This window comes from Candidatus Lariskella endosymbiont of Epinotia ramella (assembly GCF_964019805.1).
Lineage (GTDB): Bacteria > Pseudomonadota > Alphaproteobacteria > Rickettsiales > Midichloriaceae > Lariskella.
Genome location: NZ_OZ026472.1, coordinates 1,463,298 through 1,482,336 on the forward strand (window position 1 = coordinate 1,463,298; position 19,039 = coordinate 1,482,336).

General features: G+C 36.0%; 16 protein-coding genes. 7 read left to right on the plus strand and 9 right to left on the minus strand.

The window, feature by feature from the left end; genetic code table 11:
* The first annotated feature begins 69 nt into the window (after nucleotides 1-69).
* From AACL20_RS06300 to hslV, 3 genes are all read left to right on the plus strand, one after another.
* Nucleotides 70-1,155: an LptF/LptG family permease gene (locus AACL20_RS06300; protein WP_339052069.1), complete on the plus strand. Its 1,086-nt coding sequence runs from the start codon at nucleotides 70-72 to the stop codon at nucleotides 1,153-1,155.
* Nucleotides 1,142-2,077 carry a bifunctional riboflavin kinase/FAD synthetase gene (locus tag AACL20_RS06305; protein WP_339052070.1) on the plus strand — a complete coding sequence of 312 codons (936 nt, stop codon included), beginning with the start codon at nucleotides 1,142-1,144 and terminating at the stop codon, nucleotides 2,075-2,077. Before AACL20_RS06300 ends, AACL20_RS06305 begins: the two co-directional genes overlap by 14 nt.
* Before the next feature lie 170 nt (nucleotides 2,078-2,247).
* On the plus strand, nucleotides 2,248-2,799 hold the full coding sequence (hslV, locus tag AACL20_RS06310) for an ATP-dependent protease subunit HslV (protein ID WP_339041073.1): 552 nt from the start codon (nucleotides 2,248-2,250) through the stop codon (nucleotides 2,797-2,799).
* 238 nt (nucleotides 2,800-3,037) lie between these two features.
* On the opposite strand, the gene AACL20_RS06315 is transcribed toward hslV, so the two are convergent.
* The 6 genes from AACL20_RS06315 to lon all read right to left on the minus strand — a co-directional run bounded on the left by AACL20_RS06315 (nucleotide 3,038) and on the right by lon (nucleotide 11,580).
* Nucleotides 3,038-3,858, minus strand: a protein-coding gene (locus tag AACL20_RS06315; protein ID WP_339051669.1) for an IS5 family transposase whose coding sequence is annotated in 2 segments (ribosomal slippage) — nucleotides 3,038-3,471 and nucleotides 3,471-3,858 — 822 coding nt in all. Because the reading frame shifts where the segments join, the coding sequence is not laid out codon by codon here.
* A gap of 29 nt (nucleotides 3,859-3,887) precedes the next feature.
* A complete protein-coding gene (locus tag AACL20_RS06320; RefSeq protein WP_339052071.1) occupies nucleotides 3,888-4,361 on the minus strand; it encodes a DUF3857 domain-containing protein in 474 nt (157 codons plus the stop codon).
* A 525-nt stretch (nucleotides 4,362-4,886) separates the two neighbouring features.
* A complete protein-coding gene (locus AACL20_RS06325; protein ID WP_339052072.1) occupies nucleotides 4,887-6,722 on the minus strand; it encodes a DUF3857 domain-containing protein in 1,836 nt (611 codons plus the stop codon).
* A 284-nt stretch (nucleotides 6,723-7,006) separates the two neighbouring features.
* Nucleotides 7,007-7,909: a peptide chain release factor N(5)-glutamine methyltransferase gene (prmC, locus tag AACL20_RS06330; protein ID WP_339052073.1), complete on the minus strand. Its 903-nt coding sequence runs from the start codon at nucleotides 7,907-7,909 to the stop codon at nucleotides 7,007-7,009.
* Between the two features lie 231 nt (nucleotides 7,910-8,140).
* Nucleotides 8,141-9,154: a zinc-binding dehydrogenase gene (locus AACL20_RS06335; protein WP_339052074.1), complete on the minus strand. Its 1,014-nt coding sequence runs from the start codon at nucleotides 9,152-9,154 to the stop codon at nucleotides 8,141-8,143.
* A 14-nt stretch (nucleotides 9,155-9,168) separates the two neighbouring features.
* Nucleotides 9,169-11,580 carry an endopeptidase La gene (gene lon, locus AACL20_RS06340; protein ID WP_339052075.1) on the minus strand — a complete coding sequence of 804 codons (2,412 nt, stop codon included), beginning with the start codon at nucleotides 11,578-11,580 and terminating at the stop codon, nucleotides 9,169-9,171.
* A gap of 98 nt (nucleotides 11,581-11,678) precedes the next feature.
* Between lon and AACL20_RS06345 the strand changes: the two genes are divergently transcribed.
* From AACL20_RS06345 to AACL20_RS06360, 4 genes are all read left to right on the plus strand, one after another.
* Nucleotides 11,679-12,206, plus strand: a complete 528-nt coding sequence (locus AACL20_RS06345) for a hypothetical protein (RefSeq protein WP_339052076.1) — start codon at nucleotides 11,679-11,681, stop codon at nucleotides 12,204-12,206.
* A complete protein-coding gene (mrdA, locus tag AACL20_RS06350) occupies nucleotides 12,190-13,962 on the plus strand; it encodes a penicillin-binding protein 2 (protein WP_339052077.1) in 1,773 nt (590 codons plus the stop codon). Before AACL20_RS06345 ends, mrdA begins: the two co-directional genes overlap by 17 nt.
* Nucleotides 13,952-14,602, plus strand: coding sequence for a heme ABC exporter ATP-binding protein CcmA (gene ccmA, locus AACL20_RS06355; RefSeq protein ID WP_339041102.1), 651 nt, complete (start codon nucleotides 13,952-13,954; stop codon nucleotides 14,600-14,602). The genes mrdA and ccmA overlap by 11 nt, the downstream gene beginning before the upstream one ends.
* 161 nt (nucleotides 14,603-14,763) lie before the next feature.
* Nucleotides 14,764-15,660, plus strand: coding sequence for an Rpn family recombination-promoting nuclease/putative transposase (locus tag AACL20_RS06360; RefSeq protein WP_339052078.1), 897 nt, complete (start codon nucleotides 14,764-14,766; stop codon nucleotides 15,658-15,660).
* A 366-nt stretch (nucleotides 15,661-16,026) separates the two neighbouring features.
* Here AACL20_RS06360 and AACL20_RS06365 read toward each other — a convergent pair whose 3' ends face one another.
* The 3 genes from AACL20_RS06365 to hemB all read right to left on the minus strand — a co-directional run bounded on the left by AACL20_RS06365 (nucleotide 16,027) and on the right by hemB (nucleotide 19,032).
* Nucleotides 16,027-16,710 carry a flagellar hook assembly protein FlgD gene (locus AACL20_RS06365; protein ID WP_339052079.1) on the minus strand — a complete coding sequence of 228 codons (684 nt, stop codon included), beginning with the start codon at nucleotides 16,708-16,710 and terminating at the stop codon, nucleotides 16,027-16,029.
* A gap of 50 nt (nucleotides 16,711-16,760) precedes the next feature.
* Nucleotides 16,761-17,891, minus strand: coding sequence for a flagellar hook-length control protein FliK (locus AACL20_RS06370; protein ID WP_339052080.1), 1,131 nt, complete (start codon nucleotides 17,889-17,891; stop codon nucleotides 16,761-16,763).
* A 142-nt stretch (nucleotides 17,892-18,033) separates the two neighbouring features.
* A complete protein-coding gene (gene hemB / locus AACL20_RS06375; protein ID WP_339052081.1) occupies nucleotides 18,034-19,032 on the minus strand; it encodes a porphobilinogen synthase in 999 nt (332 codons plus the stop codon).
* Nucleotides 19,033-19,039 lie beyond the last annotated feature (7 nt).

Sequence of the window (19,039 nt, forward strand, 5' to 3'; positions counted from 1 at the left end):
ACAAGTATACAAAGCTTATCAAAAGACTATATGTAACCTAAAAACAACAGTATTTTGCAAACTTAATCTGTGCATTTTATTCTTTATAAATATATTGCGAGGCAATATTTTCTTTCTGTTCTGTTTATAGCATTTGCCTTCGCTGGGCTAGTGCTTTTTTTTGATATACTAGAGCTTGCGAGAATTACATATAATACAGCCATAACAATTTATGATGTGCTCGGTATGTGTTTAATGAAGAATTACAGTCGCGTACAGAAAGTGTTACCATTTGTTATTTTAGTAGGGACAATTTTACTATACAGAAAACTAGGAGTGCGCGGTGAAATGGCCGCAATGAGAGCATCTGGACTCACAAGCATTCAAATCACTCTTCCTGCTATGTTCATTGTGATTTTATTTAGCATATTACATATTGTATTTTTGCATCAACTTAGCGCTTCTCTACTCGAAAGATATCAGTACTATGAAGCAAAATTTATGAAAAATAATGACAGCTTAGTTTCAGTTTCACAGTCTGGACTTTGGTTTAAATATCAAATGACAAATGAATATGTTATGGTACATAGTCAAAAGGTATCTGTCCCTACAAATGAAATGTATGATGTCGAAATATATTACTTTGATGAAAATGGAAAATTCTTGAAGCGTCTAGACGCTAGCAACGTTGAAGTGTTAGATAGCAGCGTGCTTGCTTATAATGCAGTGATTACAGATGCGAGTTACAGCACACATTATCACGACACTTTTGCTGTACCAATACGAGTAAGACTTGAACAAATAACCGATAACCTGATGCTTCCAGAGACGATGACTATCCTTAGGTTATACGATTTTATAACATTTGCGAATGAATCTGGTTTTTCTAGTGTAAAATATCGGCTATATCTTGCACATCTTTTATTTTCGCCACTTATGTGTATTGCGATGATGTTTCTTGGCTATGGCTTCTGCTCAGTGTTACCAAGATTCAGGAGATCTTCTTTGCTGACTCTATCTATAGTCTTTATATGTTTTGTCATATATTTCATGGTCGATTTTTTTTCTGCTATTGCAATGACTAATTCTATTCCAGTAATAGCTGCTGTTATCGCCCCTATAATAATTGCGGCAATGTTTAGTTATTATTGTATTTTGCACTATGAATTTACATGAAATAGACAAAAAGCTGCTAAATACTACTTTAGACAATCAGCGTATAGTAGCAATTGGAAACTTTGATGGTGTGCATCTTGCTCACCAAGAAATTCTTAAAAATTGCATTAGCATCTCAAGAGATTTAGGTAGAGAGATCTTAGTTGTAACCTTTAAACCACATCCATCTTGTATATTACGCCCAGATTTAGGGTTAAAGTTAATTACTGAATATTCATATAAAAAGAAGTTACTTGAAAGTATAGGGAATGTCAGTGTACTCACTATTCCATTTACTACAGAATTTTCTTTAATGAGTGCAAAAGATTTTATTAGTGAGATCTTGGTAAAAACTTTGAATGCATCACACATAGTTTCAGGGTATAATTTTCACTTTGGACATAACAAGCAAGGTAACTCTAGGATGCTACATAACATCTCATACGATATGAGATTCAAATATTTGTGTATTAACAAAATATATAGACAGTATCATGAAGTTTCATCATCTAATATACGCAAATTCTTGCAGTGTGGAGCAGTTAATATAGTCTCTGATCTATTAGGACGCAGGTATTCTGTAAAAGGAAAAGTGGTGAAAGGAAGAGGAACTGGTACTAAGCTAAGTTTTAGAACTGCAAATATAAATCTAGATGAAGGGATAATATATCCTAGGTATGGAGTATATCAGGTGAATATTAATGTAGAAGGAATCTTGTATAATGGAGTTGCAAATATAGGACTTAGACCTTCTTTTAATCTTGATCAATCGCCAATACTAGAGGTACATATATTTGATTTTGATCGCAGCATATATGGCGCAGATGTTGTTGTTGAATTTTTAGATTTTATGCGACCTGAAAGAAAGTTTAGTAGCTTATCTCTCTTAAAAGATCAGATATTATTCGATATTCGTACAGCAAAGGGACTGTTCCGATTATAACAAATTCAAAGTGACTCTGACGCACTTCTCGTAAAGAGTTTGTCCGTTAAAAATCGATTTGCTTGCGCAAATAAATTTTTGCGGAAAGTTAGATGTACAAAAAGTAGCTTGGAAGCGGCCCTACGCTTCAAAAATTATGACGCAAGCGACTAAATAATATAGAGGAAAATATGCATAATACACAATTACAACTTCATGCTACAACAATTGTTTGTGTCAGGTCTGAGCGGTCTTTAGCAATCGCAGGAGATGGACAAGTGACACTTGGCAATACAGTTTTTAAATCTACGGCAAATAAATTACGCAAACTAGATAAAAATAGAGTATTAGCTGGTTTTGCTGGAGCAACATCGGATGCCTTCACACTTTTTGATAGATTAGAAAAGAAGTTACTTGGACATCCATCACAATTAAAAAAAGCCGCTGTTGAATTAGCAAAGGATTGGCGACTTGATAAATATCTAAGAAGACTGGAAGCAATGATGATAGTTGCCGATTCAGAATATACTTTTATTATATCTGGTCAGGGAGATATTATAGAGCCTGAAAGTAGGATCGCAGCTATAGGATCAGGTGGAAATTATGCTTTGGCTGCTGCTAAAGCATTATCAGAAAATACAGACTTAGATGCAGAGCAGATAGCAAAAAAAGCGATCAGTATAGCAGCCTCCATGTGTATATATACGAACAATAATATCAGCTTAGAGAAAATAGAATGGTGATAAATAAAGATGACAAACCTTAAGTAGAAAGAGATAGAGTTTCAATTTTATAGTTATTGGTTGCTACCTTACATATGACACTGCTAGCAAAGTGCATAGGAAGGCGGCTACTAATACCAAATCCCATAAATAACAACATATCTTTAGACAAGTTGCCAATTATAAAATAATTTGCAACTCGCATGAAAATAAGGAGTATTTTAACTACGCCAATTATTAGACCTCTTGCATAACCTATTTAAAGCTCAAAGTTATAGATACCAGCAAGTAAATTAAACCTTAAACCGAATCGTTTTCTTCTGTTCCTATAACGATCAGCGATAATTTTAAATCGTTTGATCATGCCTATGACGTTTTCATTTAAAACACGTTCACTAGACAATTGACGATTTTTCTTTTTATCTTTCCTGCTTAGTGGTCGCTTTTTTGTCTTTTTCTTTGGTAACTCTGAATTATAATGCAACTTATCAATGCCTTGATAACCAGTATCTGTAAGAACTTTAATCTCAGGGTGGATGTGAACTCCGGATTCTTTAAATAACCTGAAATCATGACGCTTGCCATTAGAAAAATTAGTGCAAATGATTTCTTTTTTCCTTTTATCCACAATAAGCTGAGTTTTTAGAGTATGTCGCCTCTTTTTTCCCGAATAAAAGTGCTTCTGTTTTTTTTAGGTCGTTCTATCGGTGTTTCAGTAGCATCAATTAACACAAGTTCGTATTCAGAATCGCTTTTTAGTAATGCTTTACGTCCAGGTAGTGAAAATCGTTTATCTTTAATTAGAGTATCTTCAATCCAACGTATATTACGATAACAGGCACTTTCACTTATTCCATAACTGCGGGAAATATGAAAATATGTCCTGTATTCACGCAAGTACTCAAGCGTCATGAGTAATCGATCTTCTAAAGCCAATTTATTGGGTTTTCCACCTTGAGACTTTAAAATAGCTTCAGCTTCTTTTAATATACTTAGTATAACTTCAAACGTTCCTCGTTTAATGCCAGTAAGCCTGCGAAACTCTTCTGCGTATTCATCTTTGATGTTTTCAAACTTCATGTTATCCTTGATAAAATCAAGGATTTTAATCAATTTATATGGTTATGCAAGAGGTCTAATATATTAGCATTAAAGTAGCCATCAAATATTGATTTTAATTTTTCAACTTTTTTTATGTATATCTCGGCACCAATTTCAACATTTGGGAACCCTATTAGTGCTTGCATTTTTTGATCAAACCCCTGCGGAGCGCTAGCAAGTGGCTTAAATTCTATATTCTCTTTAGGCACATGATATTCATTCCCATTTAGTATAGTTTTTGCCTCTGTTATTTCGACTTCGCTATCCTCAGAATTATAAATCAAATGAAAATTTGTACACGATTCTCTTCCTTGTTCTTTCAGGACTTTATATTTTTGCTCTGATACTATTACAGCACTTCCATCTTTTTCAATTGTGGTAATTTCTGATACAGAGTTCAGAGTTTCTGCATCATCTAATGAAGTGAATCTAGCATAATAAGCGCCATTTAAAGCGGCAAAAAGTAAAATTGGAGCGAGCATATTTATAATCCTCATATTATTTATGCGTTAATATTAGACTCTATGCGAAACACCATATATGCAAGTTTTCTATTGCCAATTAAAAGATTATTAAGCAAAATATACCAAAGCTACATTTTAAATTAATAATTTTGGCGACAATATTAGATCTATATTAAATTTTCTTCATATGGCCTGGGTAGATTGCGGCAATAATCTTAAAGTATTTTTATTTCTTTAATTTTATACTCTGCTTTTGCTCTAGAGAAAGCTCAATTCTTATTATTATTTCTTTATTTTTCGGTTAAAAGCAATGGCAAAATTGCTACAAACCTTATTGCTTTTGTTAAGTAATATTTGTTAAGTATAGGACAAATTAATATATCAGAAAATTAGCACATGGCCCCGTCTTTAGGCCAATTTTTGTACATTTAACATTACGCAAAATTTGCGTAGTTCAGAACTGCCTTTAGTGCTTAAATAGATTTTTGACAGAAAGACTATAAATAAACATACAAGCACACTTAACTTATGCGCTGTACTGCTTTACTGTTCAACGAACAGTAAAGCATCAGCAAAATTGTTCAGATAATAATCTCGTAATGATTGAAATTCTTCCGTTTCTGTAAGTTCACCTGGTATTATTGCATGCTTTATAGCTAGCTCAGTAAGGATTTCTATGCCTTGGCTATTGTGACTTATTTTTCTACTCAAATCAAACCAATCATTACTAGCACTGAAGTTCAAGGTATTAATATTATGCGCAACAATTCCTTTTAATAATATCTTGTGTGTTATTTTCTCTGGAGTCATTAAAATATCTGTGACTCTTTCTTCCGAGCTCTGAAATAACGTATCGAGCTCATCAAAACTCTCAAGCCGCACTCCCAAACCAAAATTGGTTTTGGTAAAAAAGTTATTGTCATAGAAAGATAATTTTAATGATAAGTCCTTTACTATCCTTGACTGAAGATCTGGAAGTTCTACATAATTCACATCTTCTTTATTCAAACTTTCTCTACTTAATCGTGCGGCAACTTTATATGTTGATGCAGATTCTCCTTGCAATGATAGTGCTAGATTACAAAACACTTTTGATCCGCCAAGTAATGTTATATCTCGTTCGGTAAAAGATACAGTGCTTTCATAATTTGTATAAGGAACACGTTCATATGATGGGTTTTGCATATCAAGCACAAGCGCCACCTTTCCAGCTATGTCTCGAAATGTGTTTTGTGCCATGCTGATATCATTAGTTGGGTCTATCCAATATACACTGCCATCCTTTGCTATTACTTTGAGAAAAGCATGGTTGAAAGCCTCAAGAGCAGGTAGCCCTATATAGTTTGGATGTATATCTAAACCTCTTGCAACTAGTGCAACATTAACTTTAAAGCCTAAGCTACGCAAAATTGCACCAGCACTTGATGATATATCTTTACAATCACCTGTTTGAGAAGAAGCTATTGCCTCAAGATCCCTTGGGAATATTTCTCCTGATATAGAGCGCCAGTCTCCCATATATTCGACTTTTCCGCTTAGCAATGATGTGACTGTATTAATTAAATCTACGTTATTTTGGCACTTTGCAACTTTTGCTGCAATATTTTCAAAAACTGTTGGAAGTTTTTGTGATAAGACTTTCTCATAATGAGGTGCCATTCTATCGCTTAGCGTTTCCCAATTTTTTTCACTTGAGAGAGAAAGGAATATTAGCTTTTCCTTGTTTATTATTCCGCCGTTTTCTGATGCTCCAGTAAAATTTCTGTATACGGACATCTTTAAAAATATCTCCAGTTCGTGAAAGGAATCTATTTTATCTCTCACGATTTTCAGGGCATTTTCTGGATCATTAACTTTGATATGTAATGGAATCTTTGAGATGAATTTACTGCTGAAGCTCTGCAGCGGATAGTCAAGCACCATATTCGCGCTAAAGTAGCCATCCAATATTGATTTTAATTTTTCAACTTTTTTTATATATATCTCGGCGCCAATTTCAACGTTTGAGAACCTTATTAGTGTTTGCATTTTCTGATCAAACCCACGTGGATTACTAGCAAGCGGCTTTAATTCTATATTCTCTTTAGGCACATAATATTCACTACCATTTAGCATGGTTTTTGCCTCTATTATTTCGACTTCGCTGTATACGGCATTATAAGTAAAGTGAAAATTTGTACACGATTCTCTTCCTTGTTCTTTCAGTACTTTATATTTTTGCTCCGATACTATTACGGCACTTCCATCTTCTGCAATTGTGGTAATTTCTGATATATAGTGAAGGATTTCTGCATCATTTAATGAAGTGAATCTAGCATAATAAGTGCCATTTAGCGTGGCAAAAAGTAAAATCGGAACAAGCATATTTATAATCCTCATACTATTTGCGCATTAATATTAGACTATACGCAAAACAGCATATATGCAAGCTTTCTACCGTTAATTAAGAGATTATTAGATAAAAATATCAAAAGCTATGCTTTAAATCAGCAATTTTAGCAACAACATTGAGCATACCATATCTTCTTTTGGAATCTTGGTGGATTTTGATTATAATCTTAAAGTATTTTTATTTCTTTAATATTATATTCCATTTTTATTCCAAAGAAAGCTTTCTTTTGTTTGTAGTGTGTTGAGTTGGTTGCGATGTGATTTGTAAAATATTATACATTCGCCGAAAAAACTATAAGCCGCTCTATTCCAGCAAGATCCTTTACTACCTCTAAATTCTTTAAATTATTCTGCTCTATGATTTTCACAACCTTTGCTGCTTGGTTATAGCCGCATTCAAACATTCCAACTCCTTCTTTCTTTAAGAATTGCGATGCTTCTTGCGCAATTTTTATGTAGTGCAAAAGCCCACTGCCATAGTCAGTTAAAGCATTTTCTGGCTCATAACACCTTACACTTTCAGATAACTTATGAAATTCATCAATTGCTATGTAAGGTGGATTTGCAAGTATAATATCGAATTTTATTCTCGGAACGCTAGCAAACCAATCACTTTCTACAAATGTTACTCTTGATTCAAGCTTCAGATTACCGCAGTTAATCTTTGCAACGTTTATGGCATCAATAGATATGTCAGTTGCTATCCCTGAGCTATTTTTGAAAATATCAAGCAGCGAAAGTATGATGCACCCGCTTCCAGTTCCAAGCTCTAAAATCTTCAGATCTCTGTCACAGCTCTTAAAGTAGCGCATAGCAACTTCTATAAAAAGCTCAGACTCTGGCCTTGGAATTAAAACTTTTTCGCTTACGACAAAGTCGTGTTCCCAGAATGCTTTTCTTCCCATTATATAAGCCATGGGCTCTCCTTGAAGCCGCCTGTTTAGCAGTGCATAGCATACCCTTGCCTCATAATCACTGGCAATCTGGCAATGTCTTCTTAGCAAGTCCTCCCTACTTTGGACGTTTAATGCTTGCATTACAATGAGCTCAGCATCAATAGCAGAGCCTGCTATATTGAAGTCGTCGCTTTCTATAGTTTTTTTTAAAGCAAGTGTTAGTTCTGCTCGACAAATTTGTAGCAGCTCAACTATGCTTAGGCCCCTTTCAATATGCATCTAGTATTAATTTTATAATTCTGCACCTTTAATAAGCACTGCTCACCAGAGTTAATAACAGATTTTTCTCGGTGATACAAAGAGGTATACTCTTAATATCATTCAAAATTGTCACCTAAAAAAAGACCACTTGTTATATATTAATTATACACGGCCCCAAATTCTTCCTAGCTCTTTTTGAAGTCTCATACCAATGCCTCATTTACCTGCGGTATATTTAATAATTTGCACCTAACGTACTGTCAGCACCACTTTACCTATATTCTTTCTACTTTTAATCCTATCATATGCAAGCTTTATATCATCCAGTTTGAACTGACTATCTATCACAACATGAACATTTTTTTCTGTAATAAGTGGTAGAAGATTTTTCATTGCTTCATGAAATAGCTCAATCTTTTGTTCTATTGGCTTTGACTTCAGTGTTGAACCGATCAGTGTGAGGTTCTTAAGCAATAATCTTCCCACACTTATCTCAGCCTTTGGAGCAGACATGGTAGCGATTGAAACTATCTTTCCATACTCTTTAAGAGCTTTTAAATTTTTTTCTAAATACTCTCCGCCAAGTATATCCAAAATCAGATCTACACCACCATCTTTTCTTATTATTTCGTGAAAATCATCTCCGTACGAAAGAAGATGCAAGTTTTGCTTAACAAATGCCTCTTGTTGGCTATTTTTATAGATATCATGGAATATGTTGAGTTTCTCTGCGCTGCTTGCAGTAGTGTAGACTTTATAACCAGATGCAAGTGCGAACTGTACGGCAAGAATCCCAACGCCACTTGAGCCGCCGTGTATTAATACAGAGCCATTTAATTGCTGATGCCTTGTCAGTCTCTCTATAGATGGCACTTCAAGCTTTCCAAGCTTGTATAAACTAAGCCAAATAGTAACAATAGCTTCTGGAATGCTAGCGGCTGTAACAAAATCAATTGCTTCTGGAATTTCAAATACCATTGATCTGTGCGCAGGCACATATTCAGCTTGTCCTCCCTTCTTTAGCAGAGCCATAACTCTTTTGCCGGTTTTCATACAAAAACCTGACACCTCAAGTCCTGGTATTTCAAGCTTGGATTCCGAAGAAAAACTTTCCCTGCTTTGATACATTCCCTGAACTTGCAAGATATCTGCTCTGTTGAGGCCGATTGCCTCAACTTTGATTAAGATCTCTTCTGCTTCTGGAATCGGCAATGGGGCTCTGCCCAAGCAAATGTCATAATCCTTTATATATGCGCATTTCATGGGCAACTTTCAGATCAATGAGAAGAGATACGAACTTCTTCAATACGATGAGGCGTCTGAGCGGAGATCAGGCCCATACCTCCTGAAGGATCGTTTTGTTTAAATGGCTCTGTTAGTGCGATATCAAGCGCTTCTTTTAGTGAGCTGATAGGAACAATCTTCATGCCAGATTTCACTTTTTCTGGCACTTCCTCAAGATCTCTAACATTTTCATTTGGAATCATTACAGTCTTAATGCCACCACGCAACGCAGCAAGCAGCTTTTCTTTCAAACCGCCAATTGCAAGCACTTTTCCGCTTAGTGTCATTTCGCCCGTTACAGCAACATCGTTACGCACTGGAATACCAGTCAGGGCAGATGCGATTGATATACACATACCAACACCAGCAGATGGTCCATCTTTTGGTGTTGCGCCTTCTGGAACGTGGACGTGCACATCTACATCTTTGAAGATTTCAGGTTTAATTCCGAATTCAACGGCATTAAATCTGACATAACTTACAGCAGCTTGAATAGACTCTTTCATAACGTCACCTAGCTTTCCTGTAATCTTCATTTCACCCTTCCCTTGGAAGACAAGAGCCTCAATTGCTAGCAAATCACCACCAGCTTCAGTATATGCAAGACCGTTAGTAATCCCAATCCTTGAGCCTTTAGTAGTTTCACCTATAGTGTGCTTTATGGGCCCTAGAAAATCTTTGATATTATTTTCATCGACTATAACTTGGAAAGCTTTATCGTCAGATGACATAGATTTTCTTACTACTTTTCTGATAACTTTCGCAATTTCCCTATCCAGGCTTCTTACGCCGGCTTCATGCGTGTAATGTCTAACTATTTTTAAGATTGCAGAATCATCCCATGATATTTCATTTTCTCTCAAGCCATGTGCCTTAGATTGTTTTGGGATTAAGTGCCTTTTTGCAATCTCAAGCTTTTCATCTTCTGTATAACCTGAAAGCCTAATGACTTCTAATCTATCTATAAGTGGTCTTGGAAGATCCATACTATTTGCAGTTGCCACAAACATCACTTTTGACAGATCATAATCCTCTTCTAAATAGTGATCGTTGAAGGTTTTGTTCTGTTCAGGGTCTAGTATATCAAGCAGCGCAGATGCAGGATCTCCTCTAAAATCATGACCCATCTTATCTATTTCATCTAATAGCATAAGAGGATTGCTAGTTTTTGCCTTCTTAAGGCCCTGAATCAGTTTACCAGGTCTTGCCCCTATGTAAGTTCTTCTATGCCCTTTGATCTCTGCTTCATCTCTGAGTCCACCAAGTGAGATCTTTACAAAGCTTCTTCCTGTGGTCTCGGCAATAGATTTTGCAAGTGAAGTTTTACCAACACCTGGCGGCCCAACAAGACATAAAATAGGGCTATTCAAGTCATCCGTACGCAAGTGTACGGCTAAATACTCAAGTATTCTCTCTTTGACCTTTTCAAGGCCATAATGCTGTTGATCCAAAAGCTCCGCAGCAGCCTCTAAATCTTTCTTGATAGGTGAGAATATTTGCCAAGGAATTGTAAGCAACCAGTCAAGATAGTTTCTAATTACTGTTGCTTCTGAAGAGATTGGATTCATCATCCTCAGTTTTTTTAACTCAGATTCAGCACGCTTTCTTGCTTCTTTTGAAAGTTTGGTGCGCTTAATCTTCTTCACTATATCATTAAATTCTTCCTTAAAATCCTCTTCTCCAAGCTCTTTATGAATCGCTTTGAGTTGCTCATTTAAGTAATAATCTTTCTGATTTTTTTCTATTTGATTACGAACTCTGGTCTTAATTCTATTTTCCGCCTTTAGCAGCTCTATTTCAGCATTTATGAAAATCAGCAAGCGCTCTAATCTTTTTCCAACATTATTGGATTCAAGCAAAACCTGCTTCTTCTCGACAGGAAGCAATAAATGTGAGCTAATTGCATCACAAAATGCCGCGTCATCAGCAATTTTATTGATATTTGATACAACTTCTTCGCTAATGCGTTTATTTATTTTAACATACTCAAAAAACTGCTCAAACAAAGATCGTCTAATTGCTACCGCCTCTTTAGTGCTATTATCATAAAAAACATCCTCAAAAGAGGTGACTTCAGCTATTAAACAACTATCTTCAACCTCATACTTCAATACTTTTACTCTATTTACACCTTCTACAAGTATCTTTATTGTTGAATCTTGCAACTTCATAAGTTGTAAAATCTTTGCCAGGACACCTACTTTATATATTTCTTTAAACTTCGGATTATCTTTGTTTGGGTCTTTTTGTGCAACAAGCAATACACTACCAGTAACCGCAGCTCTCTCTAGAGCCTTAACGGACTTGTCTCTCCCTACAAATAAAGGAACTATCATTTTTGGAAACATCACCAAATCACGCAGCGGCAATACTGGGTACATATCATGCCCTATTTTTATATTCATAATAACTTTGCCTTTTATTCTTTGATTAATTAATATATGTCCCAAACATAAGATTAACAAGAGTCATATGCTTTTTTATTTTTCTGAATAAACTCAACATGTACGCAATAGTCCCTAGCTTAACATCTAAAACAAACATGAGATGGAAGATAAAATGTAAGGCATACATTTTGATCATGCTGCAGATATTAGTCTTATATCTACCTCTTTCACCAGAATTACATTTTAGCATACTAGGCATATTAATGATTAGTATATTTTTCCTTGCAACATGGAAATCAGCAATTGGATATACTGAGCTTGCAATATTTGGATTTATAAAAGATTTAATAGCTGTTCATAACGTCGGGTGCTCTGCTATAGAATTTGTAATTCTGCTTGCGATGGGGGATGCTATTCGGAAAATTACAAACGATAGAAGTGCAACAACAGCCTTTATCTTTTTCACTATTTCTATTACTATTGTAGCTACCCTACATGAGGTAATGTTAAGCTTCATCTATAGACAGATAGTATTTAGTATTAAATATTGGCAATTTGTTGTCCTCTGCCCTATATTTCTTTATGTGCCAATGCACATTATGCTCACAAAATGTATGAAGCTTGAAGATGCGCGACAGGCATAATAAAACACGAATTTTCTCACGTAGAGCTCTAATTATCGGCGCGATCAAAACTGCGATGCTAGGAGGACTTTGCTCAAGATATTATTATCTACAATTAATTGAGTCAAAGAAATATGAAGTACTAGCAGATAATAACAGAATAAAATTAATAATCACAGCGCCACTGAGAGGAGTGGTTCTAGATCGTAATAATAAAGAACTTATAAGCAATAAACTATCGTACAAAGCAGTTCTTGACAGTGTACCACAAAAGAGAGCAAAGCAAATTATTATCAAGCTATATGAAATTTTAGGAATTAAACATCAGATCTCAGATAAAGCAATCGAGAATATAATGCGAAACCTTTCAGAGCGTGGCCAAACTGTAATAATGAAGAACATAGTATGGTCTGATATAGCAAAGATAGAAGAATCTGTTGATTTATCTGGAATCGAGGTAATAAGAGAACAAAAGAGAATATATTTAATAGGAGAGGATATAGCACATATTACAGGCTATATATCAAAACCGAATGCTCAGGAGGTGTCAAACGCAGCAATTAAAAATTATCAAGAATTTCAAGTTGGGAAAAATGGTGTAGAAAAAACTTTTAACCAAGATCTGCTTGGTACACCAGGAAGCAGACGTATAGAAGTTAACTCACTTGGAAAATTTGTGAGAGAAATATCAATTGATAAATCAATCCCTGCAAATGCACTTAAGTTGTCTATCTCTCTTGAAGTACAAAAAATAGTTGCAAAATACATATCACAAATATGTGCAAGTGCTGTATTACTAGATATTAGAAGTGGTGAGGTAATTGCCATGCATTCAACTCCCTCATACGATCCAAATAAATTTGTGGGAGGAATATCACTAAAGGATTGGAAAGAAATACATAACAATCCTGAACATCCATTAATAAATAAAGCTATATCAATACCATATCCTCCTGGCTCAACTTTTAAAATTGTTACAACGCTTGCAGCGCTACAAAATAATCTAGATCCAAATAGAAAAATTATGTGTTCTGGCTCATTTAGTTTAGGAGGCCGTGTTTTTCGTTGTTGGAAAAAAGGAGGGCATGGCCTTGTAAATATGGAAGATGCCATTGCAGGATCCTGTAATGTATACCTTTACACAATTGGACTGCAAGTCGGAATAGGAGCTATCGCACAAGCCGCAGGACTGCTGGGACTTGGGCAAGTAAGCGGGATAGAGCTACCATTTGAGAATTCTGGCGTGATACCAGATCGTAATTGGAAAAGACAAAGATTTGGGCAGACCTGGCAACAAGGTGATACTGTGAATGCATCAATAGGACAAGGGTATGTTCTTGCTACTCCAATCCAGATAGCAACCATGATGGCAAGAGTTGCTAGCGGCACAGCAGTCGCCCCTACAATCCTTCACAACAATGGAAATGAACAAGCAAAATCGCTTAATATCAGGAATTCACATCTTGATATTTTGCGTAGCGGCTTATATGGCGTTTTTAATAAACATTTTGGTGCCGCGTATACCAAGAGAAGAGTGTATAGAGATGGAATAAAAATTTCAGGTAAGACAGGCACTGCTCAAGTGATTGCATTAAAGAAGCAAGGTGAAAAACACGAGAAGGTACAGCATAGAGATCATGGTTGGTTCGCAGGATTTTTTCCGTCAGACTACCCTAAGTATGCTATTGCTGTCGTAGCAGAACATGGAGGTTGGGGGTCCCAAAGTGCCCTGCCCGTGGCTTTAAATATTATTGGTGATTTTTTGGATGTTATATAACACTTTAACTCTCCTAGACATTGCCATCATTCGAAATCACTTTCACTTAGTTGAAGGACTAGGAGTAACTCTTTTTCCTGGGGCTATTTTACGCGTCATTGGAACAAATGGAGCGGGAAAAACTTCACTACTTAGAATAATAGCAGGTCTTGCAGATGCAAACGCTGGACAAGTAATATGTAACCAAGTTGATATTCGACTTGAAATACATACTTATTATTCAATGGTAAATTATATAGGACATCTAGATGCGATAAATAATGAACTAACAACTCTGGAAAACATTACATTTTGGACAACTATTTACAATTCAATCGAGACGCTTGATGCTGCTATTAGCCATATGGAACTACAAAATTATCTTGATATACCTGCTGCGAAATTATCTAAAGGACTGAGAAAAAGAGTTGCACTCACAAAGCTTTTAGTCTCTCCCAAATGTTTTTGGATACTAGATGAACCATTTGCAAACCTAGACGCTCTTTCTACAGAGAGATTGTGTAATATGATAGCAGCAAAAAGCTCACAAGGCGGAATAGTTATAATTTCTTCCCACAAGGAACAAGATGCATTATCCGAAAGCAATGTAATAAACAATCACCATGTATCAAACCTATTTCTCGCACAATTCACTCATTAGTCTATCCGGTGCATTCTAGTTTGCAGTGCGACAATCTATCATGCCGCCCGGAGAAGTGAAATGTGCAAAAATTAGAACAATTCCTAGATATTTTCTGCATTTCAAGCTAGAATATGCAGTATGCGTTTATCATAATCAAACATTGCATAAAAAAGTAAAAAATGTCACTTTCCAAATATCTAGATCCTAAAAATGATGTTGCGTTTAAGAAGATCTTTGGCACTGAAAAGCACAAGGATATTCTGATACATTTCATTAATGATGTTTTGGAAATGAGAGGACTAAATGAGATTCAATCTGTGGAGTTCTTAAGTCCTGTCCAGGATCCAGAAATCGCATATCAAAAGCAGTCTATTGTTGATGTCCTTTGCAAAGACGCAAGTGGCGTTCAATACATAATAGAGATGCAGATCTCTCCAAGCAAAGGTTTTGAGAAAAGAGCGCAGTATTATGCAGCTAAAGCATACGGGCGTCAAGCTACTAGAGGATCTGACGGAATGGGTCTTTACTGCAATTTAAAGAAAATAATCTTTATAGCAATCCTAGATTGCGTGCTCTTTCCAGAGAAGGAAAGTTATAAATCAGATCACATTATTTTAGATAAAGTTACTTACGAAAATGACTTAAAAGATTTTTCATTTACCTTTATTGAGCTGCCAAAATTTAAGAAGAAGCCAGGAGATAAGCTAGATAACATCTTGCAAAAGTGGTGTTATTTCTTTAAGTATGCTGACCAAACATCTGAGTCTGATTTGCAAAAGATAATAGAAAGCGATCTAATAATCAAAAGAGCATATGAAGCACTAGACCAGTTTGGCTGGTCAGAGCAAGAGTTACTATCATATGAAGAGCAGCAAAAACGTATCTTGGATCACCAATCTATGCTAGACGCGGCTCTGGATAAAGGAATGAGTATAGGTCTTGAGAAAGGTAAACTAGAAGAGAAAGAAGCATTTGCCATGCGCTTGCTTGCCAAGAATGCTGATATACAGTTTATTTCAGAAGTTACAGAACTTTCTGAAGCAGAAATACTTAAGCTAAAATTCAAGAAACTCTAAGTAGTATGTCGCGAATTATTATAGGTAATTTGTCTTTTAGCCTGTCTATCCGCCAAAAATTGATTTGCCGAAGCAATAAATTTTTGTGGAGAAGTGCAATACAAGAAAACTAGCACAGAATTCGGCACTGCGCTAATTTTTTGATATATTAATTGGTCATGCGCCTAAAAACACTACTTTCACAAAATCCGTAAGGTTTTTGCATTTATTATAACATTTTCTTACGGATTAAAAGCGCTATTTTTGCGCTCCAAGCACTATTTCATGCTTGTTTCGAGACTTTTGGCGCGCGTACTACTTACGGCATACATCCGGCAGCGCCATATTTAGACGATTTGCTAATTGTTTTATAATTAACAAATCGCGTTAAATACCAATTGTTTGATCTTTGCTAATTTTCTTACCATCTATAATATAAAATTGAGCATCATTACCAGCAGCCGCAACGACCCATTCTATTTGCCCTGAATTATACTTAGTTACACGCACATCTTTCCCAGTTTTATCGATTGCTGTGATGTCAAATATATACTCTCCATCTGGCAACTTCTCACCATCAAAATTGTTTCTTCCATCCCAAGTGAAAATACCCTCACCTTGTGCTGGCTGCTTGATATTTTCCTCGTACACTGGTGTGCCACTCATATCCTTAATAATGATTTTCGCAGTTTCTATTTCATGTTCGGAATTTATGAAGTAACTGCAGCTTGTGCTCGAACCAGTCATAGTAAATGTCCCATCTCCCTCATATTTGACAGGCTTTCCGATAAGCACTGCATTTTTTACGACTCCAAGATCACTTTTCATGCTTTGCAATTCTTCTACCAGCGTCTGCATTCCCATGGTATTTGCAAAGCTAGTCGCAATCTGCGCTATTGCTTGCGGATCCTGTTTTTCCATTGGATTGGGTGTGAGTGCTTTGATTTGCAGCTTCAGCAAATTTGCAAAATCATCACTATTCTTTTTGCGTATAGCTTCGTTTTTCTTACCGCTGTCTTCCTTAGAGTTGTGCACGTTTGCAACATCTTGAATTCCACTTACTCCATACATAATCTTACCTTATAAAAAATCAGATAAATATAAAACAGATAATAACTAATCTACACAACTATATTGACTCTATATTCTGCGATATTAATAGAATAAATGCTATCATAAGCTGTATCAAGCTCAAGCTCTTTTTCTAGCTCAGTATGATCAAAGTTTGCTTTAGCATTCTGAGACTCTTCTCTATTTTGATTGCGGCCCTGTTGTTGATGTTCCTTTAAATCTAAGTTTAGTGATATTAATTTTGAATCTGGCATTGAAGCTTCAATACATGACTTAAGGTGCTCAATATTTTGAGCTATTGCGCTATATCCTTCCCATTTATCTGCAACAAGACTGACACTTACATTGTTATTTTCATTAGTGAAGATGATATCAAGCTGCCCCAGCTGTGGCGGAGTCATTTTCAGATGAGTAACTCCTTTATTTGCTCCCAAGCTTTTAGTCTTCAACATTATTTGTGAAACAACGTTGTGTTGGTCCTTGGTCTCTCTCTCTGTATGTTCAGTATATTTTAATGACACATTTTCCAGCGGCACTGTCACCTTCAATGTCTCTAAGAATTGGCTTTGTTGCAGCTCTGCTATCGAATCATGTTTTATCAAATGATAACTTTGCTCTGTGATCTTGCTAGCACTTATATCGGATTGTTTTAGTTCACCGATTTCTGCATTGTTCTTATCATGTTGTTCTGAGACTGCTGCGTGCCGTGCTGAAACACTAGTTTTTATGGGGATATACTGTACTGCTGAGAATGTAATCAGATCATTTGTTGCATTAGAAGAAGAAGGCTGAACATCACCTTCTAGATCTTTCTGTTGAGGCGGCTCTTGTATAATCATAGCATCGTGAATTGAATGATCTCCTCTCATTGAGAGAGTGAGTGTCAGCATGCTTTGCGACAGATCAGAATTATTTTCCTTAGCGCTGATTGGCTCAACAACATCTTGCACTGCTTTTTCATCATCGCCTGTTTTTAAGTTTATTAATGGTGCTGAGATAAGATCTGTAGTCTTAGAACACTCTAAGCCTTCTTCACAAGTCTGACTAAACTTCTCTATCATAGCCTCAAGTACTAGAAGAAAGTCAGCTCCAAGCTCAGACCCACTAATTTTAGCATTAGAGTCTATAGTGCCTTCTGGCTTTAGATGAACACCGGCGGAAGTTGCAATTACATTAGACATACTAAACTACCAATAACAAAATTATCAAATCCTCGAGTGGCAATGCAAATTTTTAAGACAAACTAATATATGCTACAGCAGCAAATCTTTAAATTAAAAATGCACTCTTTAAGATATATAGCTAGCAATATTCATGCCAACTTCATCTTTTTTGCATCAAATATTTTGCTATATCGAGCGCAGCGTAGGTAATGATTGCGCTTGTGCCGGCTCTTTTCATTGCAGTTAAAGTTTCAAAACATGTACCTAGAAAATCAAAAATACCGCGTTCAGCAGCAAGTTTGAGCATACTATATTCTCCACTTACTTGATATGCCACAAGTGGGATATTAAATTGATCGGACGCAAGCTTTAGAATATCAAGATATGGTAGTCCTGGCTTTATTATAATTGCATCTGCGCCTTGTGCTATATCTAATTCTATAGCACTCATAGCCTCTTTACTATTTGCAAAATCCATTTGATATGTTTTTTTATCTGCTTTGAAAAGCGTATTTTTTGACCCAACAGCGTCTCTAAAAGGTCCATAGAAGTTTGATGCGTATTTTGCAGAGTAAGATATGATTTGTGTATTATGGAAGCCCTTCATCTCCAGAGTCTCTCTAATTTTTCCTACTCTGCCATCCATCATATCGGAAGGTGCAATAGCATCGCAACCTGCTAGCGCGAAATTTAGTGCTTGTGCGGATAAAACATCAATTGTCTTATCATTCAACACATATCCTGTTTCATCTATTAAGCCGTCGTGTCCGTGGCTGGTATAAGGGTCTAGTGCAACGTCTGTAATCACACCAAGCTCTGGAATTGAGGACTTAATTTCTTTAATCGTCCTACAAATTAAGTTATCGTGGTTCAATGCCTCTTTCCCTTGAGGACATTTCTTGCTTTTATCAATATAAGGAAAAAGTATAACTGCGTTAATTCCTAAATTCTTAGCATCATGCGCTATTTCTTTGGCAATGTCCTGAGTGACTCTATAGACTCCAGGCATAGATTCAATAGGTGTTTTTAGACCACTACCTTCCTGTACAAAGATAGGTAAAATTAAATCATCAGTCTGAAGAGTATTTTCTCTAAAAAGCTTTCTGCTCCACTCTACTTTTCTATTTCTGCGTAGTCTAGTGCTTGGATATTGTTGCATCCCTTGG